Annotated in this window: 5 protein-coding genes; 4 read left to right on the plus strand and 1 reads right to left on the minus strand. The window is 60.9% G+C overall.

Annotated elements, in window-relative coordinates; genetic code table 11:
- Window positions 1-121 precede the first annotated feature (121 nt).
- The 4 genes from OB916_RS10715 to OB916_RS10730 all read left to right on the plus strand — a co-directional run bounded on the left by OB916_RS10715 (window position 122) and on the right by OB916_RS10730 (window position 5219).
- Window positions 122-907, plus strand: a complete 786-nt coding sequence (locus OB916_RS10715; protein ID WP_315909291.1) for an IclR family transcriptional regulator — start codon at window positions 122-124, stop codon at window positions 905-907.
- A gap of 82 nt (window positions 908-989) precedes the next feature.
- Entirely contained in the window at window positions 990-2327 is a 1338-nt protein-coding gene (locus OB916_RS10720; protein WP_315909292.1) for a sulfatase-like hydrolase/transferase, read from the plus strand.
- 391 nt (window positions 2328-2718) lie between these two features.
- Window positions 2719-3762, plus strand: a complete 1044-nt coding sequence (locus OB916_RS10725; RefSeq protein WP_315909293.1) for a TrmB family transcriptional regulator — start codon at window positions 2719-2721, stop codon at window positions 3760-3762.
- A 323-nt stretch (window positions 3763-4085) separates the two neighbouring features.
- Window positions 4086-5219, plus strand: a complete 1134-nt coding sequence (locus OB916_RS10730) for an extracellular solute-binding protein (protein WP_315909294.1) — start codon at window positions 4086-4088, stop codon at window positions 5217-5219.
- Between the two features lie 220 nt (window positions 5220-5439).
- Here the strand turns inward: OB916_RS10730 and OB916_RS10735 are convergent, their stop codons facing one another.
- Window positions 5440-7854 (minus strand): alpha-amylase family glycosyl hydrolase, encoded by a 2415-nt coding sequence (locus OB916_RS10735; protein ID WP_315909295.1) that lies wholly within the window; start codon window positions 7852-7854, stop codon window positions 5440-5442.
- Between the last annotated feature and the right edge of the window lie 437 nt (window positions 7855-8291).

An 8291-nucleotide genomic window follows, 5' to 3' on the forward strand; every position in this document is an offset into this window, starting at 1 on the left:
GTCGCTGTTGAGTGTTCGGGCCCCAGCGAGGATCCCGTTCGTCGATCACGGCGTGCGAATAGTTGATACGTCTGTTCATACGATATGAACAGTTATGTTCCCGGGGCCACACAGACGAGACATGGACACCTCGAGCATCCCGGAGGCGTCGACGTTCGACCGACAGACGGCAAAGACGACCGTGACGACGTTTCGGATCGTCGAGGCACTCAAGCGACAGTCGCGAGCGCGCGTGAGCGAACTCGCTGACGAGCTCGACCTGGCGAAAGGAACAGTTCACAAGCACCTTTCGACGCTCCGGAAAGTCAACTATGTCGTCCAGGAAGGCAAACAGTACCGACTGAGCCTCCGTTTCATGGGACTCGGAGCGACTGTCCGGTCGAATCTGGACATATACCAGGTAGCGTATCGCTCTGTCGAGAAACTCGCGGAGGCGACGGGAGAAGTCGCGAGCATCATGATCCCCGAGAACGGATACGGCGTGTACGTCCTCAGAGTGAGTGCGGAAGGGCGTCCGGACATCGACATCCGGGAAGGTGAAAGCGTCCCGCTGACGGCGACCGCTGGCGGCAAAGCGATCCTCGCGAACATGTCCGCGGAAGAACGCGAGCAGGTCATCAGCCGGCACGGACTGCCCGAGTTAACGGAGAACACGATCACCGACCCGGAAGAACTCCGCGACGAACTCCGGCGCGTTCGCAACAGGCGCCGGGCGATCGACCGAGGCGAATATCACCCCGGTCAGCGGTGTGTCGCCGCTTCGATCACCGATCTCGAGGGCAATCCCCTGGGTGCCGTCATCGTCTCGGGCCCGTCAGACCGGATGAACGAGAAGCTCGCCGACGCCGACTTCGCCAGTCTCGTCGGCAGTACAGCCGACTCGGTTCAGAGCCGCCTCTACCGGTAGTGTCGGGTCGAGAACGCAATTCGGCCACGGGTGGAGAGCGATCGAGGGCTACATACAAGGCCGTCCGCGTACACGTGCAGGTATGAACGAAGACGGTACCCCGCCGAACGTCGTCGTGGTCCTGACGGACCAGCAACGGTGGGATACACTCGGGGCCTACGAGAACCCGATGGAGCTGACGCCGACACTCGACGACCTCGCACGGGAGGGGACGCTCGTCGAGCAGGCGATCTCCCCGCAGCCGCTGTGTGGCCCCTTCCGGGCGGCTCTACAGACGGGCAAGTACCCCACTGAAACGGGCGTCTGGCAGAGTGCGATCCCGCTCGCGGAGGATGAACGGACCCTCGCACACCGGTTCTCGGACGCCGGCTACGACGTCGGGTACGTCGGGAACTGGCATCTGGCAAGTACGTTCGACGATCCCGTGCCCCCAGCCCAGCGCGGCGGATACGACGACTTCTGGATCGCGGCAGACGTACCCGAGTTCACCACCCAGCCGTACGAGGGACGGCTGTTCGACGCCGACGGGAACCCAGTGACGTTCGACGACTATCGCGTCGACGCGTTCACCGACTTCGCGATCGAGGGGATCGAGACGCTGACCGAGCCGTTCTTTCTCGTGGTCGGATACGTTGAACCGCACGATCAGAACGACCGGTGGACGTTCGTCGCCCCCGACGGATACGCCGATCGCCACGCGAAGCGTCCGTACGTTCCCGACGACCTCGTGGATCGCCCCGGAGAGTGGCACCAGGAACTGCCGGATTACTACGGCATCGTCGAGCGAATCGACGAGCAGGTCGGGGAGCTTCTGGACGCGCTCTCCGAGCGGGGCGTCCGGGACCGGACGCTGCTGGCGTACACGTCGGACCACGGCTGTCACTTCCGGACGCGGCCCGGCGAACACAAGCGGACGCCACACGAATCCGCGGTTCGAGTCCCGCTCGTCCTCTCGGGTCACGGATTCTCCAGCGGCCGGAACGTCCAGAGCGTCCGCAGCCTGCTCGATCTCCCACCGACGCTGCTCGACGCTGCCGGAATAGCGGTTCCCGATTCGATGCGCGGCGAGAGCCTCCTCCCGGTCGTGCGCGGCGACGTCTCCGACGACGGCGGCGAGGCGTTCGTCCAGGTCAGCGAGTCCCAGGTCGGCCGCGCGCTCCGGACCGATCGCTGGAAGTACGCCGTCGCAGCACCCACGATGACCGGCTGGCGCGGCGGAAACGCCGAGCAATCGAGCGACGTCTACGTCGAACGCTATCTCTACGACCTCTGGACGGACCCGGGCGAGACGATCAATCTCGCCGGTCGGCCGGAGTTCCGAGACGTCGCCGACGATCTCCGGGAACGACTCCGATCGCATATCGCCGAAGCCGAGGGGGAACAGCCGACGATCAAGCAGTTCGACCGCGGCTTTCCGTGACCGCGGCTGTTGCACCTCCTACTGTCCCGAATTCATTACATGCATATGAGTGTAATTGAAGATCTGAGCTATTAGTCGGAGCGCGCGATTGCACCACAAAAGATGGACTCTAAACAGGTCGCCAGAGATTGACTGCTCGCACCCGGCGCACGGAGTTGGCTAGTTATACTATAAAAACCCATTGGCGTTTTGTACATCGTTCAGTCGCGGTAAGATTCGTCTCCTCGTCTAGACCGTTGTGCTGGAAAGATAAAAAGTTGTAGAAAGCGATCTTCAAGATCATAAAGCGCCGGGCAGCGACAGTAGAAGTGGCCCACCTGCGACCAGCAGATGCGTCGAGAGCGTCGTTCCCGGGCAATTATTATCTCCGGCGGACGTACTTCGTTTCACGATGGACCGAACCGACTCGGAGATCCGCGAGGAACTGCAGCTAATCGGCCTGTCCGACAAAGAGATCGACACCTATCTGTCGTTGCTTTCCCACGGCGAATCGACGACCGGCACGATCGCCGAACACGCGGATGTCACTCAGCGCGCGGTCTACAATATCGCGGAACGGTTGGAAGAGCGTGGCCTGGTCGAAGTGAAAGATTACGCTTCGCCGACAGTGATAACGCCGATACCACCCGGAGAGGCCATAGGCGAGCTGTCCGACCGCATCGACGCAATAATCCCTCAGCTAGAGTCGCAGTTTACCGGGACGGCGTCGCAGACACCAACGGTACAAATGGTAGAGACCCGAGAGACTGCTATCAGACACTTCAAGAAGGCTATCCGTGATGCCGAATGTTCCGCGCTCGTCTCACTGCCCAGCCAGCTACTCGAAGAACTCGAGCCAGAGCTACGCAACGCATCCGAGCGCGGCGTGCTGATATTGCTCTTGCTCGGTAACGGCGATCCACAGAGGCCGACGGAATTCAGCGAGGTGGCCGATATCGTCCGTATCTGGGACGAACAAGTCCCCTTTCTCTATGCCACCGACGATCACTCGGCGATGGTCGGGCCCGCAGAGCTGTTGTCTAGCCCCCATTCCGAAGAACATACTGTCACGGTCACAGAGACACACCTGGCAGGGGCGATCTCCGGTATGTTCCTGAGTGCGTACTGGCCGGCCGGCAGAGAGGTGTACGTCACTGAACCCGCTCCCCTGCCCGCTTCGTACGACTGTTTCCGCCAGGCAGTGCTTCAGGCACGACGCCACCTCCAAAACGGATCAGCCCTCGAGGCGACTGTGGTAACGGTGGACAACGGTACCTACGAGGGTAAAGTCACTGCGGTGCATCAGGGATTGACTACTCCACGTACGAACGATTATCCGCTCGAAACTAGTATTCTGGTCGAAACCGACAGCGGCCTGTTGAGTTTCGGCGGAAGCGGTGCCTTCATCGAAGACTATCAAGCAAAGTCGGTCATTCTTCGCCCAGCGACGACGTGAGAGGCCATCGAGGTCGTCACGACGATCGACGTGTGCCTTCTGACATAATATGACCGCTTGAGATATGAATTATAACCAAAGATATATATGTCTATTCTCTCAATCCGTAGTTGTTAGTTCCAATGTCATACGATCGCCGAACATTGCTCAAAAGCATAGCTGGCGCGTCAGCAGCGGGCTTGCTCGCGGGGTGTGGAGAACAAGCGGACGGTAACGGAAACGGTAACGGCGGCAATACAGTGACGACCGTCGAAAACACTCTCTGTCCAGATGGTTGTGACTGCAGTAGGGTTGAACCCACAGTCGACTCCGGAACCGCCGAATTGACGCATTCGTTCTCGGAGGAGCCGACAGAGATATTCGGGAACGCCAGAGAGAAGTTCAACACGACGGCCGGAACAGAGCTGGAGATGACCCAGGTCCCGGACAACTTCGTGTCGTCGATGTTGCGGGAGCTGTCCGCTGGACAGGGACCGCCGATGTTCGCGTGGGCACACGACATAATCGGAGAGTTCAATCGAAACGGACTATTGATGGATATGTCCGACGACCTCCGTGTCGATGAGTGCGCGTATACGGACGTCGCGTGGGATGCTGTGAACCACGACGGAAAGGTCAATGCCCTGCCGTACGCTGCCGAGGCACCCGCATTCATCTACAACAAGGATATTCTGGACGAGCTGGACGCGCAGCCGCCAGATACCATTGACGAAATGAAATCCATCATGGATGACTGGCTGGACCGGGGAAACCAGTACGGGTTCGGTCAACCGATCGATCCGTACTTCAGCACCTGGGCGGGACACATGTTCGGCGATCCACTCTACGATGGGGAACAGCTCGGACTCGATTCCCCCGAGTTCGCCGCCGGACTTCGGGTCTTGCTGGACGAGCTCAAGCCGTATATGCCGAGTGACGGCGCCTACGAGGCACAGGAAGCCGTTTTCAGAGATGGCGTCGCACCGTTCACGGTCAACGGGCCCTGGACGATCACCGGCTTTATCCAGGATACTGATTTCGATGTCGGTGTCTCCACGATTCCGAACAAGAACCACGACGAGTACGGAGAAGGCGTCCCCAAACCGTACATGGGTGTCCAAGTCCTGTTCCTCACAGCTAGGGCGGAGGAAGATAGCGAGACAGCACAGGTCGCCCGTGAGTTCGTCGAGTGGTTCACCACTAACGACGAACAAATTCTAAACCTGGCGAACAACGCTGGGTATATCCCGGTCAAAAGTAGCATCTCCGGCAGTGACGAACTCCCGCCGCTCGTCAAAGGCTTCTCCGAGCAGACCGAGCAAGGAGTACTGATGCCCTCGGATCCCGGAATAGGCGAGGTCTGGGTGCCCTACGGTGACGTCGTCGAGGAGGCGTTCAGTACCGGTGATACGAGCTCCCTCGAATCCGATCTGGCCAGTGCGGCCGAGGAAATCCGGAGTGCCTGGGAAGACGGCTGATCGCTGTACGTCTCCACCACCAGACTGCTCTGAGGCAGGCGGGATCAGTCGATAGGTCCGGAATTCGATATCGCATCCCCGACATCTCGTACTCCAATTCTAGCAACGATGGAGCAAAGCGTACCCGCTCGGAGGAGAGCCTACTCCGACCGGACACCCGGATTCGGAGGATCACACGCTCCGAACGCCCGGGTTCGATCTCCCGAGAACAATAGTTACGTCAGTCCCGACCGTCTCGGCTGTTCGAACTAATCGCAGTCTCTAAGTGTGGTCGCAATTCGAGGTCGCCATCGACGGGTTTCGTCGCGGCAAAGACACCGACAGTCTCGACTGTCAGCGTCCGTCCCCCATCACGGGTAGACTCTCCCGTCACGAGATCGATCTCGGCGACGGATGGGGGTGCGGTTATGTCGATCGCGGTGTCCCCGAAGTTGAGCACGACGAGCACACGCTCTGGGTCAGAGTCGGCTGTTTCTGTCTCGCGAACGAAGGCCACGACGAGGTCGTCGTCGACTTCGATCGGACGGAGATCACCATCAGGACCGAGTACGTCGACATCGTGGTAGCAACGGATCATATTTTGGTAAAAATCGAGGTGATCGGCGTCGTACTCAGCCCAGTTCATGAGCGCTCGCTGGCGGCCACCCGGACGGACGTCACTTTGAGGGTGAATCTCGCCATCCCGGAGCCCGCGGTCGTCGTCTTCACCGCGGTGGCGGCCCTCACCGTAGCGGCTGATCGCCCGCTCCTGGCCGTAGTAGATCAGCGGTACGCCCGGGAGCGTGATCGACGCGGCGAAACAGGCTCGCTGGAGCGCCATCGCACGTTCCCACTGATCGTCGGTGACGTGCCTGCGGCAGGGGTCGGCTGGATCGATTACGATCTGGTTCAACAGTCGGAGTTCGTCGTGGTTCTCGATGGCGTTGAGCAGCCGCGTGAACTCGGGATGGCCCTGGTCGCGCCGGGACAGTACGTCCTCGACCAGTTGCTCGGGATCTGCTCTGGCGTCGGGATCGAGCGTTGCGACGTCCTGGGCGGTGTGGGTGAACCCGTACGTGTCGAAATGGAGATCGAACTGCGAGGCCGCATACGCGCGGTCGTTTGGAACTGTCTCGTCGAGCATGAGAAACTCCGCGTCGGCGTCACGGACGATCTCGCGGACTTCCATCCAGAAACTGTGGGGCACACCGAACGCGACGTCGCACCGGAAACCGTCGACGCCGACCTCCCGGGCCCAGAAGTCCGCGACAGACAGAACGTACTCCCGCAGTTGGAGTGTCTCGTAGTCGAACTTGGGCATCGTTCGGGAGTCGCCAAAGCCGGTCGGTCGCGGCTCGGTTTCGAAAACAGTTCCGTCTTCGGCGTACCGGGCGACGCCGACCCGGTCGAACCAGTCGAACGTGCTCGCGTCCCGGTCCCAGGATTCGACTGTCGGCAGCGACAGGCGGCCGTCGTCCGCTGGCGCTCCCTCCCGTGCGATGGTCTCCTGGAAGAGGTCGATCCCGCGCCCGACGTGGTTGATGACGAGGTCGAACACAACTTTGATGTCCCGTTCGTTACATGCCTCGACGAAGTCGGCGTAGGCCGCGACGGGATCGTCGTACTCCTCGGGGACCAGGTCCTCGGCGATGCCCATATAATCGAGAGTACCATAACCGTGTGGGCCGCCGGGCGCGCCGTCGACGCCGGCACTCGTCGCGGGGACGACCGGCGTCAGCCACACTGCATCGACCCCAAGCTCGTCGAGATACGCCACGCCCCGGGCACCGGTCGCCGGATCGCCCTCGATCAGCGTCTCGAAGGTCGTCGCGCCGCGCTTGCCTGCCCACGACCGCGGAAAGATCTCGTAGATCACCGCGTTCTCGAGCCACACGGGCGGCCGGTTCGGCGTTGTGACCGTCCCGTCCGGTTGCAACTCGAGCACGTCCTGCGTGCTGGCTGCGCGCCCGTCGTAGGCGGCCGCGTGGACGCGACCAGTTTCGCCATCGAGTGCCTCGCGAGAGATCGTCGCGGTCGTCCCGTCGTCGCCGACATCGATGTCGCCGGTCGAGAGCGCATCGCGGTCGTCCGCCAGGAGCGTCACAGCCAAGTCCGACCGATCGGCGTCGCTCGCGGGCGCAAGTCGCGCGTTCGACTCGACGTGAAAGGCTTCGGCGCTCTCGTCGTAGGTTCCCTCGAGTTCGATCCGCGGAGGATTCGCATCCGGGTCGCACTCGGGGAACGCGTGTATCGTGAGATCGTGGGTGCCGTCAGGGGCGTCGAGTGCGAGCCGATAGCAACCAGGAACGTCGGCCTCGAACTCGGCGACGGTGTCGTGACCGGGGTCGTAGCGCGGTATCACCGTCGTCGACGTCGCGAATGACAGGACCTCGCCGTCGCTGTCTTCGGGCACTGCCGAGACGGACCACTCGAAGTCGTCGGGTTCCGTGGGCGTGACCGACAGCTCCGGGAGCCGCGGCGCGAGATTGTCTCGCCCGTGGTCTGTGGCGTCGATCTCCACGTCGACGCCCAGACTGGTCGTGTCGGCGTCGATCACGAACACTGGGTCGAGGATCGGTTCACCGACAGTGACAAATCGCGGCGGGCCAGGATGGTGCGATTCGACTGGCGTCTCTGGATCGAACTCCTCTGCCATTGGGTCGACGGTCACTTTCCAGAAATATATATCTGTGGGAGTCTATCTCGTAATGAGTTCAAAGCGTGGTACGGTCGTCATTAATCGTCTGACCTGGAGAGACGAGCAACGGCATCACAGACGGATATCGCCGGCACCGTCCGTACTCGAGACCGCACGCCCTCGGCTGTAAGTGGCGATGACAAGAGGGGCAGCGAGCACACCCGCCTGGCACGGCAACTACCCGAATCCGCAACGAAACCCGATATGCCGAGGCGTACGTCAGAGCAAATGACAGAAAATTATATAACATATGTATTTGGTATGATTGTCAGACTTTCGGTGGATAGTATCTACAGAACTCAGCTTTGCACGTTAGCGTCAGCTGTTGAATGAACGAACAGGTGATCGATTTCTTCCATCAGGTCATCGACGCCACGATCATTATTGTCCCGAAC

This window comes from Halapricum hydrolyticum, from assembly GCF_025517535.1.
Classification (GTDB): domain Archaea; phylum Halobacteriota; class Halobacteria; order Halobacteriales; family Haloarculaceae; genus Halapricum; species Halapricum hydrolyticum.

Bases quoted from the DNA above. Each gene is read 5' to 3' on its own strand.
- OB916_RS10720 (WP_315909292.1), top strand. From the start codon at position 990: ATGAACGAAGACGGTACCCCGCCGAACGTCGTCGTGGTCCTGACGGAC.
- OB916_RS10725 (WP_315909293.1), top strand. From the start codon at position 2,719: ATGGACCGAACCGACTCGGAGATCCGCGAGGAACTGCAGCTAATCGGC.
- OB916_RS10715 (WP_315909291.1), top strand. From the start codon at position 122: ATGGACACCTCGAGCATCCCGGAGGCGTCGACGTTCGACCGACAGACG.
- OB916_RS10735 (WP_315909295.1), bottom strand. From the start codon at position 7,854: ATGGCAGAGGAGTTCGATCCAGAGACGCCAGTCGAATCGCACCATCCT.